Raw genomic sequence first — 22,831 nt, forward strand, 5'->3', positions numbered from 1 at the left:
TCGGTCAGCAGCACCGCGCCGGCGCGCGAGACCGCCGGGACCTCAGCGACGTCGACGGACAAGGGGAGGAGAACAAGGTAGGTGGGGCACCTGGAAGGTGCACGTTCCAGTGGATCGATGCGAGATTCGACAAGCCGTACCACCCCTAGCCAGGAGCGCCTTTCGCTATCTGGCCCACCGTCCATGACCGCACTCCCGTGAAAATTTCGGGGCGAGAGCCAGGTGCGCGTCGATCATACGTCGGCAGGGTACGTGACCGTGTTGCCGGGGCCAACGGTGGCACCGTGGGTCAGTCGCGCAGGATCGACGTGATCGACACCGAGGATATGGTGCACCTGTTCGTCGTGGGCGAGCAGATGATCGGCGATGATGCGTCGGTGACACCGCCACCAGACGGCTTCAGAACACATCACAGCCGCACGCTGGGCGCTCCCCTGCTCCCGCACCTCTGTCAAAGCCTGCTTGAACTCATGGGACAACGCGTGGTCGGCGTAGTTGTGGAAGCTGCGGTTCTCCCACCAGCCGTTGACCTCGAACGGCACGTCCCGGCTTACTCGGCGACGACCAGTCAGACCACCGGCGCGCCGGTACCCGATCCCGGCCGCTTCGAGCGACGACGCGAGCACATCGTGGTCGAACTCGGGGTACCGAGTCGACCCCGGGAGCTTCCGCACATCGACGATCAGCCCGACGCCGTTGTCACGCAACAGTTCAAGAAACTCGTCCAGCGTTCGCGTCGAGTGCCCGATCGTGAAGAAAACGTCACTCATCGACCGGCGTCAGAACACTGCCTTTGTGGGCAGCGATGTGGTCGGTCTTGTCGCTCTTGATCTCGTATTGCGGGTCGTCCTCCGACGCTCGGTGAGTGTGGCCCTTGTAGTCGAAATCTTTTGTGTGCACCTTGGTCACCGTGCCAAAGACGAGTCCCGCCTCCGAGTTCCACGCGACATGGTCACCGACATTGAATCGGTCAGACATTCTCGTTCCCTCCGTGATCTGATGAAACGCCGACCGTTGCCAGGCAGAAGGTCAGCGGCGAGTACGGCAGGCCCACGCGCGGAGTGCGACCCCGCGCCCGAGGCGGAGCACAAAGAGGGTGCACCGACTCCATGGCAATCCTACGTGTCCACACCGGCCGAAGACTTTGTCGATGCCCCCCCCCAGCGGGGATTCTCGGAATCCCAAGTCTCTGACTTTGACGTTATCGTCCTGGGAGTAGCGGCGCAAGGCCTCGAACGACTGGTCGAGCGTTAACCTCGATGTCTTATCGGGCCGAGGAGCGGGTCATTAGCGTCATCACCCAGCAGATCGACGTCACCGACAGAGGCCTGATCGAGCGCACAGGCCACACCCACGGCGAGGGCCTGGGAGCCGTGGAGGAGGTCATCCGGGACTCCGTCCGTGACACCGCCATGCCCACGGGCCCCCGTCCTTGCCCGCCGAGCGGACCAGCCAGCACTCCGTCGAGCTGCTCTCCCGTACTGCGCAGGACGACATCACGGCGCCAGCGCCGCATGTGCTCGTCTCCCCTCAGCGACCGGTGCGGGTCGTGTCCAAGCGACCGTCGGTGGAGTGCCCGAGGCTCGGGAGAGGCCGAGTGAGTGGGTGAGGCCGCTCGACCTCTCGCGGGAAAAGCTGCAGGAGTTTGATCTCGCCACCACCGAGACACTCACCTACGCGATCGAACACGCCCGGCCGAAGCGGAACGTCGGCACGGTGCGGATCGACGCCGCACTCGGCGGGGCCGGTGTGCTCAAAGCATCCGTCGCCGACGAGGGATCTTGGAACGAGGGCGCCCAGCCGTCGGTCATCAGCGGGCTCGGTCTGTGGATCGTGGAGTCCGTCACCGATCGCCTGGAGATCACGCACCGCGGCCGCCCGGGCGACCTTGGGAGCCGCGGGGTGCTGCGCCGAGCGCCGGGGCACACGCCCCACCCCGCCGCACCCCAAGATCGCGTGCCGTCCGCTCCGGGCGCCGATCACGACGGGCTCAAGATCACCGAGGACGAGCACGATCCGTACCGTATCGCGCTCAGGGGCTCTGCCGACATCACCTCCACCGAGCACCTCACCGAGCAGCTCGGCCGCAGCGGTCGCGGAGGCTTCCCGTGACCTGACGCTCGGTCTCTCGGGCCTGCAGCTGCTCGCGAGCTCGGCCGTGCGGGTTCTCCTCGATCTGCGTGTGCGCCATGTCGCGCACGGTCACGAGCTCTGCCTCATCGCCGCCTCAGGGGCGCCCGCGCAGTTTGCCGTGGACACCGTCGGGTTGCCCTGGGGGCGCTCGGCGACCGTGAGAGACCCGTGGACACGCGACCGAGATCCGCATCCCAAGAAGCATCGCCCCATGGCATCTAACAGCGTCGAGCATCTGGCTCGGGAGTTCCGCGACCTCAGCGACTTCCTGCCCGGCGGCGGGGTTGCATCCACCGCGCATCAGAGGCTGGTGGACCTCGCCGTTGCCTCCATCGACGGCTGCGATTAAGCCGGATGACCCTGAGGGACCCGGAACCGATGTGTCGCACCGGGGTAAGGTCCATCACGATGGGGGCTTCCGGATCCAGCCGGCGAGCCTTGCCGATCTGCCGCGCGAGGGCGCTCTGGTTCTCCTCTGTCAGGCAGCCGTGCACGAGGACCTCGATGGTCTCGCGCCCGCCGTCGGCTCGGATGAGGAGGAGAGGGTGTGCAGCATGTTCGAGACCGTCGCGTCGTCGCGTCGGCCTTCGTTCGGGCCGCCTCGAGGCTATGGTCGCGCTGGCCCCGCCACAGGAGGGGGAGACGGGGCGACGCGACCAGCTGTGCGCGGATCGGGAGGCCTCATCTGCCCTCGCGCGAGACGACGTGCTTGGCCTTGGCGAACAGCTCCGCGGCGACGCTGCGGGCGGACTCCACGATCACCCGGCGCTCGGCCGGATCGCCCTTGAGCAGGGACTGCGCCATCGAGCGGGCCTGTTCGAGGGTGACGTGCGGCGGCAGCGGCGGGACGTCCGGATCGGTAAGTACGTCAAGCACCACGGGCCCGTCGGCCGCGAGTGCCCGGTTCCAGGCCGATCCGACGTCCGCCGGGTCCTCGATCCTGATCCCGGTGAGCCCCAGCAGCCGTGCATACGCGGCGTAGTCCATGTCCTCGACCAGCTGGCTGGTGTCGTAGCGGGGGTCGCCGGCCTCGCGCATCTCCCACGACACCTGCGTGAGATCGTCGTTGTGCAGCACCATCACGATGAAGCGCGGGTCCTCCCACTCCTGCCAGTGGCGCTTGACGGTGAGGAGCTCGTTCATGCCGAGCATCTGGAAGGCGCCGTCGCCGATCGTGCACACGACGGGCCGGTCGGGGTGGGCGAACTTCGCGGCGAGCGCGTAAGGCATCGCGGCGATCATCGAGGCCAGGCTCCCCGAGAGGCTGCCCTGCATGTCGCGGCCGAGACGGATGTGCTGGCCGTACCAGTCGGCCGTGCTGCCGGCGTCAGCGGTGACGATCACGTCGCGCGGCAGGCGCTCGTTCAGCTCCTGGAACACGAGGCGCGGGTTGATGGGGTCTGCCTTCGTCGCGGCCAGGCGGGCGGTGACCTGGTCCCATTCACGCATGCCGTCGACGATGCCCCCCTGCCAGGACCGGTCCGACTGGCGCTCGAGGAGCTCCAGCAGGGCGCCGAGGCTGCTGCGGGCGTCCCCGAGCAGGTTCACCTCCATCGGGTAGCGCAGGCTCAGGTTCTTGGCCTTAAGGTCGATCTGGACACCGCGCGCCTGTCCTGTGGCGGGGAGGAACTCGGTGTACGGGAAGCTGCAGCCGACCATCAGCAGGGTGTCGCAGTTCTTGAGCATGTCGTAGCTGGGGCGCGATCCCAGCAGACCCGCCTGCTGCGTGTGGTGGGGCACGTCCCCGGGTACGACGTCCTTGCCCAGCAGCGACGTGACGATGCCGGCGCCCAGTCGGTCCGCGACCGCGAGCACCTCGTCGGTCGCGCCCGCGGCGCCCGCACCCACGAGCATCGCGACTTTAGATCCGGCGCCGAGCACCCCTGCCGCGCGGTGGAGCTCGTCGACAGGGGGCAGCAGACGCGTCGAGGGACGGCCGATGCCGGTGCGGGAGACGAAGTGGGCGTCGGCCGGTTCCTCCATGGGCTCGTCCTGGACGTCGGCGGGGAGAATGACCACGGCCGGTCAGCGATCGGCCGACGCGATGCGCAGGGCGCGGTCCAGCACGGTCTGCGCCTGCATCGGCGTGGTGACGGTCTCGACGTACCCCGCGACGTCCTGGAACAGCCGCTCGAGGTCCAGCTGCTGCTGGAAGTCGGTGCCGATCGAGACCCGCGCCTGCTGGCCGACGATCGCGAGCACTGGCTGGTTGTCCAACCGCGCGTCGTAGAGGCCGTTCAGAAGATGGATGGCTCCGGGGCCGGACGTCGCGATGCACACGCCGGCCTCGCCGGTGAACTTCGCGTGGGCGGTCGCCAGGAACGCGGCGATCTCCTCATGGGTGGGCCGGATGTACCGGAAGTCTTTGCCGGAGCGCTCGGCGCGCTCGAGGGCTCCGTCGAAGCCTCCGATGCCATCGCCCGGGTACCCGAAGAACCGGTGGAGGCCCCAAGCGATCAGGCGATCGATGATGAAGTCGCTGACGGTGGTCTCGGCCATGATGCTCTCCTTGTCCGGTCGCGCCCTTGCGCGCCACCTGGTGTGCGGGTGGCCGGATGCCGGCCCTCAGTTGTCCTGCAGACTGCCTCGCTGTGGCTCCTCTGGGTGTGCCTCTGCCCGGTCGTCATCGCGGCGATGCCTGCGATGGCGCTGGTGTGCGGGGCGAGCGCCCCGGAAGCGGTGGGCCTCGGCGATCTCCCAGTCGTGGGCCCAGGCGGCGTCGCGGGCACCGTCGAGCAACTCGCCCTCCTCGAGCCAGGGGTAGAGCTCCTCGAAGGTCATCACGCGCGCCGGGTCGATGCGCCGCAGCACGTGGCGTGGGCCGAGGTCGTCGAAGGACTCGAGTCCCATCGCCGCCAGCAGTTGCATCGCCGAGAGCACGGTGGCCCGCTGGTAGCGCATCACACGGGGCCCCTTGTCCTGGACAACCACGGCACGTGAGCGGCGGGGATCCTGGGTGGCGACTCCGCTGGGGCACGTGTTGGTGTTGCAGCGCTGGGCCTGAATGCACCCGGTCGCCATCATCATGGGGCGTGCAGCGCTACAGAAATCAGCCCCCAGTGCCACGCGGCGGATGATGTCGTTGCCGCCTGCGATCTTTCCCGAGCAGCCGATCGCCACCCGGTCCCGCAGTCCCGTGCCGACCAGGGCGTTCTGCACGATCACCAGGCCGTCCGTGAGCGGGGTGCCGACATGATCCTCGAGCTCCAGGGGGGCGGCGCCGCTGCCGCCCTCCGCACCATCCACGGAGATCCAGTCCGGCGTGATGCCCGTCTCCAGCATCCCTTTGCACATCGAGAGCACCTCCGAGCGGTCTCCCACGCAGAACTTCAGGCCGATGGGCTTGCCGTCGGTCAGCTCGCGCAGCCGCGACACAAAGCGCATCATCTCCACAGGGGTGGAGAAAGCACTGTGGGCGGCCGGGCTGACGCAGTCGCGGTCCTGGGGGACATCGCGTGCACGTGCGATCTCCGGGGTGATCTTGGCAGCGGGGAGCACGCCGCCCACGCCGGGCTTCGCGCCTTGGCTGAGCTTGATGAGGATGCCCTTGACCTCGGGCTTCGCGGCCTTATCGGCGAACTCCTCCGGGTCGAAGCGGCCCCCGGGCGTGCAGCAGCCGAAATACCCGGTGCCGATCTCCCAGATGACGTCGGCACCGTGCTCGAGGTGGTATCGCGTGAGCCCGCCCTCGCCGGTCTCCTGGGCGAAGCCGCCCATCGCGGCGCCGAGGTTCATCGCCAGGACGGCGTTCGCGGAGAGCGACCCGAAGCTCATGGAGGACACATTGAGCATCGCCGTGTCGTAGGGGCGAGTGCAGTCGGGTCCGCCCAGGCGCACGCGCGGGGGATTTCTGCGCGGCTCGCGAGGGCTGGAGGCGTGCAGGATGTGGTCGTAGCCCGCACCAGTGATGTCGTTCTGGGTGCCGTAGGCGTCCTCCGCCCCGAGGCCCTTGGCGCGCTGGTAGATCATTGTGCGCGTGTCCCGATCGAAGGGACGGCCATCGGTGCTGCTCTCGATGAAGTACTGCTGGATCTCGGGCCGGATCGCCTCGAGGGCCCAGCGCGTGTGGCCCACCACGGGGTAGATCCGAAGGATCGAGTGCCTGCGCTGCAGGAGATCGCGCGCACCGAGCGCGGCGACCCCGGCCGCCGCCATCGCGGTGGTGGCGAGGCCGAGAGCGGCGCGGGAAGGGTGTCGGGAGCTCATGGGGCGTGTACCTCGTCCTCGGGGCGGAAGGCGCCCTAGAGCGCCAGGATGCCTTCGTTCGTTGCACAGGTCCGGTGCGTCCGGCGATGTCTGCACGAGAAGGTCCAGGGGAGACAGTCGCTCATGCAGCGGTGGTCGGGTCGTCGTGCTGGGCGTCGCGTGCATCGACGACGAGCGGCGATGCGGAGTCCAGCAGACAGGCCCGCTCGATCTGGCTTGCGAGCACCTCGCGCGTGGCGCCGGTGAGACAGCCGGTCACCAGGATCGTGACCGCCGCGCTGTCGACGTCAGCGCGCACCAGGATGGAGATCTTGTGGGGCACGTGGCAGCCGTCGTTCTGCTCGGAACGACGGCGTCCGCTCGATGGCGCGGCGACCGTGGTTCGAATCGTGGGCTCATGGCCGGGGTCTCGGCAACGCACTGGGCGCGGGCCCTCTGCACGGACGCGCCGGGCGGCGGACCGCTGTGCGGCCCGCCACCCGGCGCTCGACCGGAGCTCGCTACGGTTCAGGAACCCAGTCGGAGGGCCAGCGTGAACTCTCGTTGACGCTAAGGCTGCGAGGGAGGGCTCGGCAATGCTCGGGACCGAGCGGTAAATGGGGCCCTCGGCTCAGATCGTCGCGACCGACCCCGCGTCGACACGGTCGTTCGCCCTGTTTACGAACGAGGCGCGCTGCGAGCACAGGAAGGTCACGGCCCCGGCGACCTCCTCGGACGGAACACGTCGACGCAGCGCGAGATGAGGGCGCTCCTCCTCGAGAAACGAGCCGATCGCGTCGCCAAAAATAGCGCCCTCTGCTCGCCGCGGCGCGACATCATCGCGTCGGTCATAGGAGTCCGGACGAACGCGGAAGACATCGTGTTCACGAGCAGCCCTTCGGCCAGGTGGGATCGCGACAGCCCCTTCGCCGAGGCGAGTACGCCCGCATTGGTTGTGCGCGGACGTCCTAGACGCTGGTTTCTCGGCCCCCTGGTGGACCAGTCTGCCGGGCGGCGCCTGCAGGCCTCGCGCGGCGGCGTTGAGCCCGTCCTCCCCGACGTCGGTGAGGACGACGGTCGCGCTCTTCGCTAGGAGAAGCACGACGTGTGGTCGTTGGGGCGTCGTCTCCCGCCATCGACCTGCCGGCTGCGTCGCCCGATGCGCGGGCGAGGTCGAAGTTCTCGATCCGCGTGCGCCCGAGGATCGCATCGGGATAATCGGTGATGTCGCCGGCCGTTCAGTTCGACGAGCCCGACGTGCGCAGGCGGGTGTCCGCTACCCCCTTCCCGGACCTAGCGGCCCGCACGGGCCGCGAGGTCCACGCGCGGGGTCGCGCCGAGAAGAACCACGATGACGTTGGCAGCGAGCGCGGTGCCGTCGTCCAGCACGACCTCCAGGACGCCGTCTGCGCGGCGACGTCTCGCGTCCACCCGCCGACCAGGCATCAGATGCACGCCGGCATCCTCGAACGGTTGCAGGTGGCGCCGGGCAGTCCGGGTGGGCGCCTGCTCCCTCTCCATCATCTACTGCGGATAGCAGAGGCCGACTTCGGCACCGTTCTGGACCAGCGCGGCCGCGAGCTCCGAGCCGATGTAGCCCCTGCCGACGACGATGGCATCCGCTCCATGGATGCGGGCGTCGATCTTCGCGTGATGATGTCCGTCATGGGCCATGATCCGGCAACATCCTGGGCCTCGTACGTGGACAGCAAGAGCGTGGACACCCACGAGTCAGCGTCCGCTCTCGCTTGATCTGCCCGCCCGGATACCCCGTACTTAAATCGTACTTGGGTGGAGCCGAATGGTGACGGGGGTCTGAATGCCCTGGTCGAGTAGGCCAGGTCGGGCTTGAACCGACGACCGACGGATTATGAGTCCGCTGCTCTGACCTGCTGAGCTACTGGCCCTGGACGATGGCCACGAGCATAACCTCTCCGCGTGTCCGCTCCGCGCACCGATCTTGAGCGTGGCGACGCGGGCGAGGGCGAGTAGGGTGCCTCGCGGCCCTCCTCCTGATCGATCGGAACACCATGCACGTCCTCGTCGGCATCGCCGGACTCGTCGTCTTCCTGGCCCTCGCCTTCCTGCCCTCGCGTGATGTCGGCATGCTGAGGAAGAAGGCGCCGAACATCGCGCTGATGCTGGTCCTGCAGTTCGTGCTGGGCCTGCTGATGCTGCGCACCGGTGCCGGCCAGGCCGTGATCTCCGTGATCGCCTCGGTGTTCGAGGGGCTGCTGGGGTACGCGCGGGAGGGCGTGACGTTCGTGTTCGGCGGTCTCGTGGACGTCGAGGCCGATGGCTCCGGCCCCTTCATCTTCACCTCTCTGATGCCGATCATCGTGATCTCCGCATTGATCGGGATCCTGCAGTACCTGCGCATCCTGCCGCTGATCATCCGCGGGGTCGGGGTCGTGCTCTCGAAGATCACGGGCCTGGGCAAGCTCGAGTCGTTCAACGCGGTCTCCTCCGCGCTGATCGGGCAGTCCGAGAACCTGATCGCGATCAAGAAGATCCTGCCCACGCTGCCCGAGCACCGGCTCTACACGATCGCGGCCTCGGCCATGTCCACGGTGTCGATGTCGATCGTCGGCGCCTACATGACGATGATCGAGCCGCGCTACGTGGTGGCCGCGATCGTGCTCAACCTGTTCGGCGCGTTCATCGTGGTCTCCCTGCTGAACCCCTACACGCTCAGCGCCGAGGAGGACGTGATCGTCGAGCCGGAACACTCCCGGCAGTCGTTCTTCCAGGTCCTGGGGGAGTACATCACCGACGGCGGGAAGGTCGTCCTCTCGGTGGTCGCGATGCTGGTCGGCTTCGTGGCGCTGATGGCCATCCTCAACGGCGTCTTCGACTCGCTGCTGGGGATCAGCTTCCAGCAGCTGCTGGGCTACGTGTTCGCCCCGCTCGCCGTGCTCACGGGCGTGCCGATGGCCGAGGCGGTGGACGTCGGCCGGCTGATGGCCACCAAGCTCATCTCCAACGAGTTCGTCGCCATGCTCGCCTTCACCGACGCGAACCCGGGCGGGAAGCTCGAGCTGTCGGCCCGTGCGACCGCGATCGCGCAGACCTTCCTGGTCTCCTTCGCGAACTTCAGCTCGATCGGGATCATCGCCGGTGCCGCGAAGTCGCTGGCGCCGGAGCAGGGCGAGACCATCGCCCGCTTCGGTCTGCGCCTGCTCTACGGGGCGACCCTGGTGTCCTTCCTGAGCGCCACCGTGGTCGGGATCATCGTCTGACGTCGTCCTGGGCCGCCTGCAGCAGACGGCCGTGGGCCAGGGAGGCCAGCGCCGCGGCCTGGTCGCCCAGCACGGCGTCGTCGAACAGCACCTCGGGCGAGTGGTTGGTCGCGAGGTCGCCCTCGGGCAGCACGTCGGGGGAGCACAGCAGGAACACGTAGCACCCGGGCACCTGCGCGAGCACGTGGGAGAAGTCCTCCGAGCCCATCAGCGGCTGCGGTGACTCGTGGACGCGCTCGGCCCCGAACGACTCCCGCAGGGCGGCGACGGCGAAACGCTCCTCCTGCTCGTCGTTGACGGTGACCGGGTAGACGATGTCCCAGTCGACCTCCGCGCGAGCTCCGTGGGCGCTCGCGATGTTCTCGGCCAGACGCCGCGCGAGCTGCCCGAAGTGCTCCGTGGCCTCGGGGGAGAGCGTGCGCACGCTCGCCCCCAGCGCCGCCGAGTCGGGGATGACGTTGATCGCCGCGCCCGCCTCGAGCTGGGTGATCGAGGCGACCACGGGATCGGCCGCGGAGAACTCACGCGAGATCATCGTCTGCAGAGCGGTCCCGATCTCGAGCAGAGGCGGCACCGGATCGATCGCCCGCACGGGCTGCGAGCCGTGGCCGCCGGCGCCGTGGACACGCACCCGCAGGTTCGCCGACCCCGCCATCAGCGTGCCCGCGCGAGTGACGAAGGTGCCCCGCGGTCCGCGGCCGACGTGGATGCCGTATGCGGCGATCGGCAGCTCCCCGGCGACGCCGAGGACGCCCTCGCGGATCATCGGCTCGGCCCCGCCGGGGCCCTCCTCACCGGGCTGGAACATGAAGATCACCGTGCCCGGCAGCTCCTCGCGCTGCGAGGCGAGCAGGCGTGCCGCGCCCACCAGGGCAGCGGTGTGCAGGTCGTGCCCGCAGGCGTGCATGGCCCCGGTCCGCGAGGCGAAGGGGAGCCCCGTGCGCTCCTGGAGCGGGAGGCCATCCATGTCGGCGCGCAGCAGCACCGTCGGCCCGGGGCGTCCGCCCTCGAGGACCGCGATGACGCTGCTGAGGCCTGTGCCCGTCTGGATCCGCAACCCGAGTCCTTCGAGGGCCTCCAGCACGCGCTGCTGGGTGCGGGGCAGGTCGAGTCCGAGCTCGGGGTCCTGGTGCATCGCGCGGCGCAGAGCGATCAGGTCGGGCAGGTGTTCGCCGGCCAGGGACGCGTAGTCGGGTCCGGGCGAGGTGGTGGGGGCGTTCTGAGGTGTGGTCACCGGCGCACGCTACGCCTCCGCGCCGAGCGCGTGCACTCCTGCTGCGCGCGCCGTGCCCGGGCCGTTCCCGTCCGACGTGGACTGCGTCATAATCGCCCTGCGCGAGGGGCTCCGGAGGTGCGCGGCTCCGGTCTCCTTTGCTACAGTCGTGCAGGTCGCGATCCCGCGTAGCTCAATCGGCAGAGCATTCGACTGTTAATCGAACGGTTACTGGTTCAAGTCCAGTCGCGGGAGCCAGATGGAACAGGTCAGCCCCGGTCATGCCGGGGCTGACCTGTTTCGTGCACGCGCCCGGGAACCACTCGGACGCCGACGCGGCCCAGGCCGCCCGAGCCCAGGAGGCCACCGTGACGAGCGTTCCCGACGACACCTTCCCGCTCCCCGAGGAGTTCGGTGAGGGCAGCGTCTGGGCCGACCGCGTCGCCCAGCGCTCACTGATCGGCCGCAACCGCCGCGGCGTCGAGATCCCGATCGGCAAGGGCGAGGGTCAGATCGACCCCGGTGAGCTCCTGAAGCTGGCCCTGATCGGCTGCGCGGGCATGAGCATGGACATCCCGACCTCCCGCCGCCTCGGGGAGGACTTCCCGCTGCGACTGTGGGCGCACGGCACGTCCGACGAGACCAGCAACCGCTACGAGTCCGTCCACGAGCAGATCCAGCTCGACCTCGACGGGCTCTCGGCCGACGAGCTGCGCCGGCTGCGCACCGTGATCGACCGCTCGATCGAGGCCTCCTGCACCGTGCAGCGCACCGTCGTGCCGGGCACCCCGGTCGACCACGAGATCCAGGGCATCGACGGCGCGCGCGACGCAGCCGGCACCGGCGAGACCGGCGAGGCGGACGCGCGATGACCGTGCGGGAGATCAGGACCATCGGCGACCCGGTGCTGCGCACGCCGTGCGACCCGGTCCGCGAGATCACCGACGGCGTCCGCACCCTGGTGGCAGACCTCCTGGACACCGTGGACCAGGAAGGCCGCGCGGGCGTCGCCGCCAACCAGATCGGCGTGACCCTGCGTGCCTTCTCCTGGCGCCTGGACGACGAGGACGGCGGCCGTCACCACGGCTACGTGCTGAACCCCGAGATCACCGAGCTCTCCGAGGATCTCCAGGAGGACGGGGAGGAAGGCTGCCTGTCGGTGCCCGGCCTGTGGTACCCGCGGACCCGCGCCGCGTTCGCCCGCTGCGAGGGCACCGACCTCGAGGGGGAGCGCGTGGTGCTGGAGGGCCGCGACATCACCGCTCGCCTCATCCAGCACGAGGTCGGCCACCTCGACGGCGCCCTCTACATCGACGGACTCGAGCGACCCGTGAAGAAGCGGGCGTTGCGGGACATCCGCGAGAGGCTCTAGTCTGGACCCTGCACGACCAGGGACGACCTCCCTTCTTCTGCACACCGGTTCGTTGGGGAAGACGCATCGGTAACCGGAAGGGGCGTCATGACCCAGGGCGTGCTGTTCATCCACTCCGCTCCGCGAGCCCTCGCACCGCACATCGAATGGGCCGCGCACGGAGTCCTCGGCGTGCCCGCACGCCTGCGCTGGGAGGACCAGCCGGCCCACCGCGGGCTGGTGCGCGCCGAGCTCACCTGGCGCGGCCGCGAAGACACCGGAGCCCGTCTGGTCAGCGCGCTGCGTGGCATGGGCGACGTGCGCTTCGAGGTCACCCAGGAGGCGACCTCCCAGGCCGACGGGGCCCGCTGGAGCTGCACCCCGGACCTGGGTGTGCACCACGCGGTCACCGACCGGGCCGGCAACACCGTGCTCACCGAGGACCATCTGCGCGGCTGCATGGAGCGCGCGGGCATGGACCCCCAGCGGATGCGCCACGAGATCGGTGTGGCCCTGGGCGAACCGTGGGACGAGGACCTCGAGATCTACCGCTACGGCAGCGAGGGCACCCCGATGCGCTGGCTGCATCGCGTGGGCTGACACGCACCCGTGCGCTGCGCACGCCCCGACTGCGCGCCCATGAGGGTCCCTGACGACGAAGGGCCCGGCACCATCTGCATGGTGCCGGGCCCTTCGTCGTCAGGCGGGTTCGCGCCGATCAGGCGTTGGTGAAGACCACCGCGACGTCGTGACCGCCGAAGCCGAAGGCGTTGTTCAGCACGGCGATGTCGCCCTGGGGGAGATCGACGGGCGCGTTCTGCGCGATCCGGATCGGGGTCTCGGGATCGAGGTTCTCGATGTTGATCGTCGGCGGGGCCAGACGCTCGCGCACGGCGAGGACGCTGAACAGCGACTCGATCGCCCCGGCGCCGCCCAGAAGGTGGCCCGTCATGGACTTGGTCGAGCTGACCACGATCTGATCGGTCTCGTCCTCGAGCGCCTGACGAACGGCCTGCAGCTCGCCGATGTCGCCGAGCGGCGTCGAGGTGCCGTGGGAGTTGACGTGGCGCACGTCCTTCGCGCTCACTCCCGCGTCCTCCACCGCCTCGCGGATGGCGTGGGCCTGTCCGTCCTGCAGGGGAGCGGAGATGTGGTGGGCGTCCGAGGCCATGCCGCGGCCGCTCACGTAGGCGTGGACGTTCGCGCCGCGGGCCTTGGCGTGCTCCTCGGACTCGAGCACGAGGATCGCCGAGCCCTCACCGAGGACGAAGCCGTCGCGATCCACGTCGTAGGGACGGGAGGCGTGCTCGGGATCGTCGGTGCGGGTGGACAGCGCCCGGATGTTGGCGAAGCCCGCGAGCGGCAGCGGGTGCACGCAGGCCTCGGTGCCACCGCAGACCACGACGTCGGCGCGGCCCGAGCGGATCATGTCGAAGGCCTGGGCGATGGCCTCGGAGCCCGAGGCACAGGCGGAGACCGGGGTGTGGGCGCCGGCGCGGGCACCCAGCTCCATCTCGATGTGCGCGCTCGAGGAGTTCGCCATCAGCATCGGAACGGTGAAGGGGTTCACGCGGCGGGCGCCGCGCTCCTTGACGACGTCCCACTGGTCCAGGATCGTCCAGACGCCGCCGATGCCGGTCCCGACGACGACGCCGAGACGGTAGGGGTCGACGTCGGGGGTGCCGGCGTCGGCCCAGGCCTCACGGGCCGCGATCATGGCGTACTGGCCGGAGGGGTCGAGCTTCTTCGCCTCGGGGCGCGAGAGCTGGGCGAGCGGGTCCTCCGCCACGGTGCAGGCGAAGTCGACCGAGAGCCCGTAGCGCTCGGACCAGTCGTTGTCGAGAGTGTGGGCCGTCGAGGTGCCCGCGAGGGCGGCCTTCCAGGTCGAGGCGACATCCCCGCCCAAGGGGTTGAAGGTGCCCAGGCCGGTGACGGCGACGCGCGTGCTGTCAGCTGACATCGAGATGTCCTCCGGGAAACGAGGGACGCCCGGAGCATGCGGCTCCGGGCGTCCGAGGTGGGTCAGGCCTGGGCGCCGGTGATGTACTTGACGGCGTCGCCGACGGTGACGAGGTTCTTGACCTCTTCGTCGGGGATGCGCACCTCGAACTTCTCCTCGGCGTTCACCACGATGGTCATCATCGAGATCGAGTCGATGTCGAGGTCGTCGGTGAACGACTTCTCGGGCTGGACGTCCGAGGTCTCGACACCGGTCTCCTCGTTGACGATCTCGGCGAGGCCCGCGAGGATCTCGTCTTCGGTGTGAGCCATGGGGGTTCTCCTTCGGTCTGTGTACTTCTGGCAGGGAAAGACTACCCGTGACTCGCCGCGACCACGCGCACCTGCGGTGTGACGCACCCGCACGGTGCCGTATCTCGCGCCCGGGCACGGGCGATGGGGGTCAGGGGAGCACGAGCACCTGGCCGGCGAAGGCGAGGCCGGCGCCGAAGCCGAACTGGACCAGGACGTCGCCGCTCTTCGCGGAGCCCTCCTCGAGCAGGCGATGCGTGGCCAGCGGGATCGACGCCGCCGAGGTGTTGCCGGTCTCGGCGATGTCGCGGCCGACGACCACCGACGCGGGCAGCTCCAGCTGCTTGACCAGCTCGTCGATGATGCGCATGTTCGCCTGGTGCGGGACGAACACGTCGATGTCCTCGATCCCCAGGCCCGACTGCTCGAGCATCTCGCGGATCCGGGCGGCGGTGTGCCACACCGCCCAGCGGAAGACGGTGCGACCGTCCTGCTCCATCGTCGGCCAGGTCGTGCGACCGTCCCGGAAGTCGGTGAGCGAGCCGGTCATCCGGATGGTGTCCCAGTTCTCACCGTTGCTGCCCCACACCGTGGGGCCGATCAGCGGGACGTCCGAGGCGCCGACGACGGCGGCGCCGGCGCCGTCGCCCAGCAGGAAGGAGATCGAGCGGTCCGTGGGATCCACGAAGTCCGAGAGCTTCTCGGCGCCGATCACCAGGACGTGGCCGGCGCTGCCCGAGCGGATCAGCGCATCGGCCTGGCCGAGCCCGTAGCAGAAGCCGGCGCAGGCCGCCGAGATGTCGTAGGCGATGGCGGCGGGGCTGCCGAGCCGTGATCCCAGCAGTGTGGCCAGCGACGGGGTCGCGTAGGGGAAGCTGATCGTCGAGACGATGATCGCGTCGATCTGCTCCGGGGCGAGACCGCTGCGCTCGATCGCCTCACGTCCCGCGGCCTCGGCGAGGTCGGCCACGCCCACCTCGTCGCTCGCGCGTCGCCGGGTGATGATGCCGGTGCGCTGGCGGATCCACTCGTCCGAGGAGTCGATGGGACCGACGAGGTCGTCGTTGGGCACCGTGAGGTCACCGCGGGCCGCTCCGTAGGAGAGCACCTTCGAACCGGCGACCGTCGGCCGGGGACGCAGGGGCGGTGTCATCTCAGGCCACCGGTCCGTCGTGCTCGGCGACGAAGGCACGCGCGGCCTCGAGGTCCTCGGGGGAGTTGAGGTTCTGCAGGGCCACGCCCTTCAGCTCGCGCTTGGCGAGCCCCGTGAGGGTGCCGGCGGGATTCACCTCGAGGATGCCGGTGACACCGCGATCGGCGAAGACCGCCATGCAGGCCTGCCAGTCCACGGGGGAGGCCACCTGCCGCACGATCAGGTCGAGGTAGCGGGCGCCGTCCTCGATGACCTCGCCGCCCGCGTTGGAGACCAGCGGGACGAGCGGGGCGGAGGGAGACAGCTGCGGAGCGAACGCGGCCAGCTGCTCGCGGGCGCCCTCCATGTAGGGGGTGTGGAAGGCGCCGGCGACCTGCAGCGGGATCACGCGGGCGCGGGCCGGCGGGTTCTCGCCGAGCTGGGCGATGCCCTCGACGCTGCCCGCGGCCACGACCTGGGCGGCGGAGTTGATGTTCGCCGCGGTCAGTCCCGCGGCCTCAATCGCTGCGAGGACCTCCTCGCGCACGCCGCCGACCACTGCCGCCATCGACGTCGGCTCCTCGGCGGCGGCCGCCGCCATGGCGCGGGAACGCACGGAGACCAGGCGCATCGCATCGGCGGGGCTGAGCACCCCGGCCAGTGCAGCGGCGGTGAGCTCGCCGACGCTGTGGCCCGCCAGCAGCTGAGCGGGCGGGGCGCTCGCGAAGGAGCCGGCGGAGAGAGAGCCTGCAGCATCGCCGGCGGAGGGGGCGAGCGCGTCGGCGGCGAGGATGCCGGCCGCGACGAGGAGGGGCTGGGCGACGGCGGTGTCACGGATGGTGTCGGCGTCCGACGTGGTGCCGTGCGTCTCCAGGTCCACCTCCCCGGCCTCGCTCATCGATGCGAGCGCCTCACGGGCGCCGGGCAGCTCGAGCCAGGGAGCGAGGAATCCGGGTTTCTGGGCGCCCTGACCGGGGCAGACGATGGCGAGCACGGGAACCTCCGTGGATGGGTGGGGATCGGGTGGAATGAGGCGCGGGGCGGGGCGTCAGTCGCTACCGACGCTCGCGGCGGCCTCGTCGTAGACCGCCGCCAGCAGACGGGACGCGGCCTGGGCGTCGTAGCCGAGCTCGGCGACGGTGGTGGCGTAGGCCCGGGCCGCCCGCTCGGCGCGCGTGCCGGCGGTGTCCAGCGGGGCGACGACCGTGCCCGCACGGCCGCGGGTGATGACGAGTCCCGCCTCGCCGAGGCGGCGGAAGGCCTTGGCGACCGTATTGACGGCGACCTCGACCTCCGCCGCGAGGGCACGCACCGTCGGCAGGCGGGTGCCCGGGACGAGACGCCCGTCCTGGATCGCGCGGGCGATGCACTGATGGATCTGCTGGGCGGGGGAGTCCAGCGAGGTGCGGTCGACGCGGACGATCCCGGTCAGGACCGTCCGCGTCGAGGACGCTGCCTCGGGTACCCCCGCGGTGTCGGCCGAGGCGCTCAGGACTCTCCTCCGAACGATCCGGACTCTCCCGCGTTGCTGTTCAGCAGGTCGTACTGGCTGATCGCCTTCTGCACGAGCGACGGGTCGACCGCGCCGTCCTTGGCGAGCAGCTGGAGCGCCTTGACGACCATCGAGTGCGCGTCGATCTTCAGGAAGCGCCGCGCCGCAGGGCGGGTGTCGGAGAAGCCGAAGCCGTCCGCACCGAGCACGCCGTAGCGACCGGGGATCCACTCGCGGATCATGTCGGGCACGAGGTAGTCGTAGTCGCTGGTGGCGACGAACGGGCCCTCGACGCCCTCCAGCCGCTGCGAGATCCACGGGACCTGCGGGTCCTCCTCGGGGTGGAGGAAGTTGTGGTCCTCCGCCTCGAGGGCGTCCTTGCGCATCTCCGTCCACGACGTCACCGACCAGACCGCGGCACGCACGCCCCAGTCCTTCTCGAGCAGCTCGCGGGCGTGGCGCGCCCACGGCACACCCACGCCGGAGGCCAGCAGCTGCACGCTGGGTCCGTCGCCCTCGGGCGCCGGCTCGAGCTCGTACATGCCCTTGAGCAGTCCCTCGACGTCGAGCCCCTCGGGCTCGGCGGGCTGGACGATCGGCTCGTTGTAGACGGTGAGGTAGTAGAAGACCTCCTGCAGGCGGTCGTCCTCGCCGTACATGCGCTGCAGGCCGTCACGGATGATGTGCCCGATCTCGTACCCGTAGGCCGGGTCGTAGATGACGGTCCCGGGGTTCGTGTAGGCCAGGATCGGCGAGTGGCCGTCCATGTGCTGCAGGCCCTCGCCGGCGAGCGTGGTCTTGCCCGCGGTCGCGCCGATCACGAAGCCCTTGGCCATCTGGTCACCGGCGGCCCAGAAGAAGTCGCCGGTGCGCTGGAACCCGAACATCGAGTAGAAGATGTAGAACGGGATCATCGGCAGGTCGTGCGTGGCGTACGAGGTGCCTGCCGCGGTGAACGCCGAGGTCGAGGAGATCTCGTTGATGCCCATGTGCTTGATCTGGCCCTGCGCGGACTCCTTGTAGGCCAGCAGCAGGTCGCGATCCACCGAGATGTAGTTCTGACCGTCGGGGTTGTAGATCTTGGCCGTCGGGAACAGCGAGTCCATGCCGAAGGTGCGCGCCTCGTCGGGGATGATCGGGAACCAGCGCTTGCCGGACTCCTTGTCCCTCATCAGGTCCTTGAGCAGACGCACGAGGGCCATCGTGGTGGCGATCTCCTGCTTGCCCGAACCGCGCTTGACGACCTCGTAGGCCTTGTCGCCGGGCAGGTCGATGGCCTTGTGGGTGTCGTTGCGCGAGGGCACGCCACCGCCCAGCTCGGAGCGACGCTCCTTCATGTACCGCATGGCGGGGGAGTCGTCCTCGGGGACGTAGAACGGGGCGTCGTAGACGCTGTCCGACTCCAGCTGCTCGTCCGTGATCGGGATCTGCAGGGTGTCGCGCAGGGTCTTGAGGTCCTCGAGGGTGAACTTCTTCATCTGGTGGGTCGCGTTGCGTCCCGCGAAGCTCTTGCCCAGCCGGTAGCCCTTGATCGTCTGGGCGAGGATCACGGTGGGCTGCCCGGTGTGCTCGAGGGCCTCCTTGAAGGCCGCGTAGATCTTCTCCGGGTCGTGGCCGCCGCGGTTGAGCTTCCACCAGATGTCGTCGTCGCTCATCGACTCGACGAGCGCCTTCGTGCGCGGATCGCGCCCGAAGAAGTTGTCGCGGATGAAGCCGCCGGACTCGGCGCGGTAGGTCTGGAAGTCGCCGTCGGGGGTGGCGTTCATGAGGTCCACGAGCGCGCCGTCGTCGTCGGCCTGGAACAGCGGGTCCCAGCCGGAGCCCCAGACCACCTTGATGACGTTCCAGCCCGCTCCGCGGAACTGCGACTCGAGCTCCTGGATGATCTTGCCGTTGCCGCGCACCGGGCCGTCGAGGCGCTGGAGGTTGCAGTTGACGACGAAGGTCAGGTTGTCCAGGTGCTCCTTGGCGGCGATGTGCAGGGCGCCGCGGGACTCGACCTCGTCCATCTCGCCGTCGCCCAGGAACGCCCAGGTGTGCTGCTGGGAGGTGTCCTTCAGGCCGCGGTTCATCAGGTACTTGTCGAAGGAGGCCTGCTCGATCGCGTTGACCGGGCCGATGCCCATCGAGACCGTGGGGAACTCCCAGAAGTCCGGCATCGCGCGCGGGTGCGGGTAGGAGGGCATGCCGGTGTCGCTGGACTTCTCCTGGCGGAAGCCGTCGAGCTGCTCCTGGGTGAGGCGGCCCTCGAGGAAGGCGCGGGAGTAGATGCCGGGGGAGGCGTGGCCCTGGAAGAACACGTGGTCGCCGCCGCCCTCGTGGTCGCGGCCGCGGAAGAAGTGGTTGAAGCCGACCTCGTACATGGAGGCGATCGACGCGTAGGAGGAGAGGTGACCACCCACGCCGACACCGGGACGCTGGGCGCGATGGACGACCATCGCGGCGTTCCAGCGGATGATGTTGCGCAGCTCCTTCTCCAGGGCGAGATCGCCGGGGTACTCCGGCTGCTCGTCGACCTCGATCGTGTTGACGTAGTCCGTCATCAGCGAGTCGGGGAGATGCAGATCCGCCTGGCGGGCGCGCTGGATCACATGCTGGAGGACGTCCGTGGCGCGATCGTCACCGCGGTGCTCGATGAGCTCGTCGAGCGAGTCGAGCCATTCCTTGGTCTCCTCGGGATCCGGATCCTCCGCATGGACGGGGAGGTTGATGCCGATGGGACGCGGGGTGTCGTTCGTGGTCACGCTGTCCTTCTCTCTTCCGAAGCAGGGCGTGGATCCGGGGGTCGCGCCGATGCGAATCGCCGATCGGGGACAGACCCCGGACCTCGTCAGCGAACAGCGTACCCGCGGGGCAGGTGCCGAGCCCGCCGTCGGTGCCGGGTGTGGGTGATGCCTCGCTCACGTCCCGTCCACGGGGACTCGTGGGGCGAAGGGATGTGACCGGCGCGATCTCCTGGCATAGACTCACGGCCAGCAGGAGGGGGTCACGCCCCTCCGGAACGCTGTCCCCGTTCGTGAAGGAGTCTTCGTTGTCACCGTCGGTAGACGTCACCCCGTCCGGTCCCGCTGCAGAGGGCCTCGGGCTGAGCAAGGGCCAGGTGGTCCAGGAGTTCGGCTACGACGATGACGTCGACCTCGAGCTCCGCGACGCCATCGAGGACATCATCGACGCGGACCTGGAGGACGAGGACAGCCAGGAGATGGTCGACGCGGTCGTGCTGTGGTGGCGCGAGGGCGACGGCGATCTCACCGACGCTCTCGTCGACTCCCTGACCATGCTCTCCCCGGGCGGTCCGATCTGGGTGGTCACCCCCAAGACCGGCCGCGACGGTCACGTCGACCCGGCGGAGATCGAAGAGGCCGCGGGCACGTCGGGTCTGCGCACCATGGGCATCCTGAACCTCGCGCCCGAGTGGACGGGGACCCGGCTCGCCAGCCGCCCCTCCTGAGACGCCGCACGGATCGGTGGCGCGTCGACGCGCGCCGATCGGACGGAGCGCGGGAGCCGCGCCCCGCCCAGGGTCAATAGCTCAGCTGGTCAGAGCGCCACGTTTACACCGTGGATGTCGGGGGTTCGAGTCCCTCTTGACCCACCGGCAGTACCCCTTCCCACGACGGAGCGGAGGCTGCATGGATCCCGCGATGGCGCTTGCCGGCTGACCCGTCCCCGGCGCGCGCACCGATCGCCCACCGACAGCCGGACGACTAGCGTGCACTCCATGGGCACGACGAGAATGGGCGACTACCTGCGAGCCCGGCGTGGACAGCTGAAACCCGAAGACGTCGGTCTCCACTCCGGCGGGCGCCGCCGCGTCGAAGGACTGCGGCGGGAGGAGGTCGCGATGCTCGCGGGCATCAGCCCCGAGTACTACCTGCGGCTGGAACAGGGACGAGATCAACGCCCCAGCGATCAGGTGATCGCGGCCCTGGCTGGGGCTCTCCGTCTGGACGCCGACGGCATCTCGTACCTGGACACGATCGCGAGGCCCGCCCGACCGCCGTCGAGGGCGCCGACGGCGGAGACGGCGGGACCGCACGTGCAGTCGCTCATCGACGGGTGGCCGAGGACCGCCGCCTACGTGCAGGGGCGCGGGTTCACCGTGCTGGCGGCCAATCGTCTCGCCGTGGCGCTGACGGAGCACTTCGCACCCGGCGCGGTCCCTCTCAAGGCCGCTTTCCTTGCACCCGACATGCGCGCGCTCTACCGCAACTGGGACGCGATGACGGCCAAGACCGTGCCGTTCCTGCGCTCGGTGGCCGCCGGCCATGAGGACGATCCCGAGGTCGCTGCGCTGATCACCGAGCTCACTCAGGGCTCCGAACGGTTCCGGACGCTCTGGGAGCGGCATGACGTCAAGGTCCGCGACGAAGGGGCGACGGAGCTCGACCATCCTCTCGTCGGGCACCTGGACCTGCGGTACCAGAAGCTCGTGCTCCCCGAGTCCGATCATCTCCTGGTCACGTACCACGCCGAACCCGGCAGCCCCTCGGAAGAGCCCTTCCACCGGCTCGCCGACCTCGCCGCGCAGCGGGAGGCCGGCGAGATCCGGTAGCGGCGAGAGCCGGCGAGCCTCGTGGCCGTCGGCCGTGGATCGTGGGCAGCGGGCAGCGGGCAGCGGGCAGCGGGCCGTCGGGCTCCGGCCGTCGGACTCCGCTCACCCTGTCCCCGCGGGTACCAGGGTGAGCCCGGCCTGGAACGGGGTGCACCGGCGGCGGACCATGGGAGGCGATCATCGAGGTGAGCAGCGAAGGCGGGATGCGGAGCATGACGACAGAGGTTCTTGTCACCGGAGGGTCGGGCTTCCTGGCCGCGCACGTGATCGTGCGCCTGCTCGAGGGCGGTCACAGCGTGCGCACGACGGTGCGCTCGCGCTCCCGTGAGGCGGACGTGCGGGCGATGGTGCGAGCCGGGGGAGTCGACGCCGAGGACCGGCTGACGGTCGTCGAGGCTGACCTGACCGCCGACGCCGGGTGAGCCGAGGCCGTCCAGGGCGTCGAGCACGTCCTGCACGTGGCCTCGCCGTTCCCCTCCACTGCACCCGCGGACGAGGACGCGCTGATCGCGCCGGCCCGGGACGGATCCCTCCGGGTGCTGCGGGCCGCCCGTGACGCGGGCGTGCGTCGTGTCGTGCTGACGTCGTCGTTCGCGGCGATCGGCTACGGGCATCCGCGGCCCGGCGCGTTCGACGAGACGGCGTGGACCCCCACGGATACTCCGCTTCCCCCGTACATCAGGTCCAAGGCGATCGCGGAGCGCGCGGCCTGGGACTTCGTACGAGGAGAAGCTGCTGGACCGGAACTGGTCGTGATCAACCCGATCGGGATCTTCGGTCCCGTCCTCGGGCCCGACTACTCGGGGTCGCTCGGCATCGTGCGGGGGTTGCTGGAGGGTCGGCCGCGCGTGCTGCCCGACATCCGCTTCGGGATCGCGGACGTGCGCGACGTCGCGGACCTCCACCTCCTCGCCATGACCCACCCGGGTGCGGCCGGGGAGCGGTACATCGCCGCCGCCGGGTACTCCTCGCTCGCGGGCATCGCACGCAGTCTGCGGGCGGGTCTGGGGGACGAGGCGGCGAGGGTGCCCAGCCGGCGGATCCCGACCTGGCTGCTCAAGGGGCTCGCCGTGCCGGTGAGGTCCTTGCGCGGTCCGGCCGCCGATGCGGGGGTGCGCCGCGAGCCGCTGCTGGGCAAGGCCGCTCGCGAGCTCGGCTGGCGGACGCGACCGGTGGAGGAGACGGTCCTCGACACCGCACGGAGCCTGCTCGCCCTGGAGGCGGGCCGGACGGCGTGAGGTCGATGCGTCCGGGCACCCGCGCCGTGCGGATGCCCGGATC

23 protein-coding genes, 3 tRNA genes and 1 pseudogene are annotated in these 22,831 nt (G+C 69.8%); 11 read left to right on the top strand and 16 right to left on the bottom strand.

Annotated features, from left to right (window positions below; all coding sequences use genetic code 11):
- Positions 1-233: 233 nt before the first annotated feature.
- Positions 234-770: a DUF488 domain-containing protein gene (locus DEO23_RS13560; protein ID WP_109276539.1), complete on the bottom strand. Its 537-nt coding sequence runs from the start codon at positions 768-770 to the stop codon at positions 234-236.
- On the bottom strand, positions 763-978 hold the full coding sequence (locus DEO23_RS13565; protein WP_109276540.1) for a hypervirulence associated TUDOR domain-containing protein: 216 nt from the start codon (positions 976-978) through the stop codon (positions 763-765). Before DEO23_RS13565 ends, DEO23_RS13560 begins: the two co-directional genes overlap by 8 nt.
- A gap of 423 nt (positions 979-1,401) precedes the next feature.
- Between DEO23_RS13565 and DEO23_RS13570 the strand changes: the two genes are divergently transcribed.
- Both DEO23_RS13570 and DEO23_RS16130 read left to right on the top strand, forming a co-directional pair.
- Entirely contained in the window at positions 1,402-2,112 is a 711-nt protein-coding gene (locus tag DEO23_RS13570) for an ATP-binding protein (protein WP_109276541.1), read from the top strand.
- A gap of 232 nt (positions 2,113-2,344) precedes the next feature.
- Positions 2,345-2,482, top strand: a complete 138-nt coding sequence (locus DEO23_RS16130) for a hypothetical protein (RefSeq protein ID WP_165831844.1) — start codon at positions 2,345-2,347, stop codon at positions 2,480-2,482.
- Between the two features lie 332 nt (positions 2,483-2,814).
- Here the strand turns inward: DEO23_RS16130 and DEO23_RS13575 are convergent, their stop codons facing one another.
- The 7 genes from DEO23_RS13575 to DEO23_RS13600 form a co-directional block, all read right to left on the bottom strand.
- Complete coding sequence (locus DEO23_RS13575; protein ID WP_240613408.1) at positions 2,815-4,152, bottom strand: thiamine pyrophosphate-dependent enzyme; 1,338 nt, start codon at positions 4,150-4,152, stop codon at positions 2,815-2,817.
- 6 nt (positions 4,153-4,158) lie between these two features.
- Positions 4,159-4,632, bottom strand: coding sequence for a thiamine pyrophosphate-binding protein (locus DEO23_RS16435; protein WP_240613409.1), 474 nt, complete (start codon positions 4,630-4,632; stop codon positions 4,159-4,161).
- A 66-nt stretch (positions 4,633-4,698) separates the two neighbouring features.
- Positions 4,699-6,339, bottom strand: coding sequence for an FMN-binding glutamate synthase family protein (locus DEO23_RS13580; protein ID WP_109276542.1), 1,641 nt, complete (start codon positions 6,337-6,339; stop codon positions 4,699-4,701).
- Between the two features lie 121 nt (positions 6,340-6,460).
- Positions 6,461-6,661 carry a hypothetical protein gene (locus DEO23_RS13585; RefSeq protein WP_109276543.1) on the bottom strand — a complete coding sequence of 67 codons (201 nt, stop codon included), beginning with the start codon at positions 6,659-6,661 and terminating at the stop codon, positions 6,461-6,463.
- A 950-nt stretch (positions 6,662-7,611) separates the two neighbouring features.
- On the bottom strand, positions 7,612-7,773 hold the full coding sequence (locus DEO23_RS16135) for a hypothetical protein (protein ID WP_165831845.1): 162 nt from the start codon (positions 7,771-7,773) through the stop codon (positions 7,612-7,614).
- Between the two features lie 69 nt (positions 7,774-7,842).
- Positions 7,843-7,992 (bottom strand): NAD-binding protein, encoded by a 150-nt coding sequence (locus DEO23_RS16140; RefSeq protein WP_165831846.1) that lies wholly within the window; start codon positions 7,990-7,992, stop codon positions 7,843-7,845.
- Between the two features lie 159 nt (positions 7,993-8,151).
- Positions 8,152-8,225, bottom strand: a tRNA-Ile gene (locus DEO23_RS13600).
- A gap of 123 nt (positions 8,226-8,348) precedes the next feature.
- Here DEO23_RS13600 and DEO23_RS13605 point away from each other — a divergent pair.
- Entirely contained in the window at positions 8,349-9,557 is a 1,209-nt protein-coding gene (locus DEO23_RS13605) for a NupC/NupG family nucleoside CNT transporter (RefSeq protein WP_109276546.1), read from the top strand.
- Here the strand turns inward: DEO23_RS13605 and DEO23_RS13610 are convergent.
- Positions 9,547-10,791 (bottom strand): M20 metallopeptidase family protein, encoded by a 1,245-nt coding sequence (locus DEO23_RS13610; protein ID WP_420808029.1) that lies wholly within the window; start codon positions 10,789-10,791, stop codon positions 9,547-9,549. The two genes, DEO23_RS13605 and DEO23_RS13610, sit on opposite strands and share 11 nt — an antisense overlap.
- Positions 10,792-10,952: 161 nt before the next feature.
- On the opposite strand from DEO23_RS13610, the gene DEO23_RS13615 reads away from it, so the two are divergent.
- The 4 genes from DEO23_RS13615 to DEO23_RS13630 all read left to right on the top strand — a co-directional run bounded on the left by DEO23_RS13615 (position 10,953) and on the right by DEO23_RS13630 (position 12,721).
- Positions 10,953-11,028, top strand: a tRNA-Asn gene (locus DEO23_RS13615).
- Positions 11,029-11,138: 110 nt separating this feature from the next.
- The gene (locus tag DEO23_RS13620) at positions 11,139-11,642 is read left to right on the top strand and encodes an OsmC family protein (RefSeq protein ID WP_165831847.1); all 504 of its coding nucleotides are present in this window, start codon (positions 11,139-11,141) and stop codon (positions 11,640-11,642) included.
- Positions 11,639-12,142 (top strand): peptide deformylase, encoded by a 504-nt coding sequence (gene def / locus DEO23_RS13625; RefSeq protein WP_109276548.1) that lies wholly within the window; start codon positions 11,639-11,641, stop codon positions 12,140-12,142. The genes DEO23_RS13620 and def overlap by 4 nt, the downstream gene beginning before the upstream one ends.
- A gap of 87 nt (positions 12,143-12,229) precedes the next feature.
- Entirely contained in the window at positions 12,230-12,721 is a 492-nt protein-coding gene (locus DEO23_RS13630; protein ID WP_109276549.1) for a DUF3145 domain-containing protein, read from the top strand.
- 118 nt (positions 12,722-12,839) lie between these two features.
- Here the strand turns inward: DEO23_RS13630 and DEO23_RS13635 are convergent, their stop codons facing one another.
- From DEO23_RS13635 to aceE, 6 genes are all read right to left on the bottom strand, one after another.
- Complete coding sequence (locus tag DEO23_RS13635) at positions 12,840-14,081, bottom strand: beta-ketoacyl-[acyl-carrier-protein] synthase family protein (protein ID WP_109276550.1); 1,242 nt, start codon at positions 14,079-14,081, stop codon at positions 12,840-12,842.
- Between the two features lie 62 nt (positions 14,082-14,143).
- Positions 14,144-14,392, bottom strand: a complete 249-nt coding sequence (locus DEO23_RS13640) for an acyl carrier protein (protein WP_109276551.1) — start codon at positions 14,390-14,392, stop codon at positions 14,144-14,146.
- A 130-nt stretch (positions 14,393-14,522) separates the two neighbouring features.
- Positions 14,523-15,524: a beta-ketoacyl-ACP synthase III gene (locus DEO23_RS13645; protein ID WP_109276552.1), complete on the bottom strand. Its 1,002-nt coding sequence runs from the start codon at positions 15,522-15,524 to the stop codon at positions 14,523-14,525.
- A gap of 1 nt (position 15,525) precedes the next feature.
- Positions 15,526-16,497, bottom strand: a complete 972-nt coding sequence (locus DEO23_RS13650; RefSeq protein WP_109276553.1) for an ACP S-malonyltransferase — start codon at positions 16,495-16,497, stop codon at positions 15,526-15,528.
- A 54-nt stretch (positions 16,498-16,551) separates the two neighbouring features.
- Positions 16,552-17,013, bottom strand: coding sequence for a GntR family transcriptional regulator (locus tag DEO23_RS13655; protein ID WP_205678976.1), 462 nt, complete (start codon positions 17,011-17,013; stop codon positions 16,552-16,554).
- Positions 16,992-19,739, bottom strand: coding sequence for a pyruvate dehydrogenase (acetyl-transferring), homodimeric type (gene aceE, locus DEO23_RS13660; RefSeq protein ID WP_109276554.1), 2,748 nt, complete (start codon positions 19,737-19,739; stop codon positions 16,992-16,994). The genes DEO23_RS13655 and aceE overlap by 22 nt, the downstream gene beginning before the upstream one ends.
- Positions 19,740-20,026: 287 nt before the next feature.
- Here aceE and DEO23_RS13665 point away from each other — a divergent pair, with 287 nt between their 5' ends.
- The 4 genes and pseudogenes from DEO23_RS13665 (at position 20,027) to DEO23_RS13680 (ending at position 22,788) form a co-directional block, all read left to right on the top strand.
- Positions 20,027-20,446, top strand: a complete 420-nt coding sequence (locus DEO23_RS13665; protein ID WP_109276555.1) for a DUF3052 domain-containing protein — start codon at positions 20,027-20,029, stop codon at positions 20,444-20,446.
- Positions 20,447-20,516: 70 nt separating this feature from the next.
- Positions 20,517-20,590, top strand: a tRNA-Val gene (locus tag DEO23_RS13670).
- Between the two features lie 126 nt (positions 20,591-20,716).
- Entirely contained in the window at positions 20,717-21,550 is an 834-nt protein-coding gene (locus DEO23_RS13675; RefSeq protein WP_109276556.1) for a helix-turn-helix domain-containing protein, read from the top strand.
- 212 nt (positions 21,551-21,762) lie between these two features.
- A pseudogene (locus tag DEO23_RS13680) lies at positions 21,763-22,788 on the top strand (SDR family oxidoreductase).
- Positions 22,789-22,831 lie beyond the last annotated feature (43 nt).

Source organism: Brachybacterium endophyticum (assembly GCF_003130585.1).
GTDB lineage: Bacteria > Actinomycetota > Actinomycetes > Actinomycetales > Dermabacteraceae > Brachybacterium > Brachybacterium endophyticum.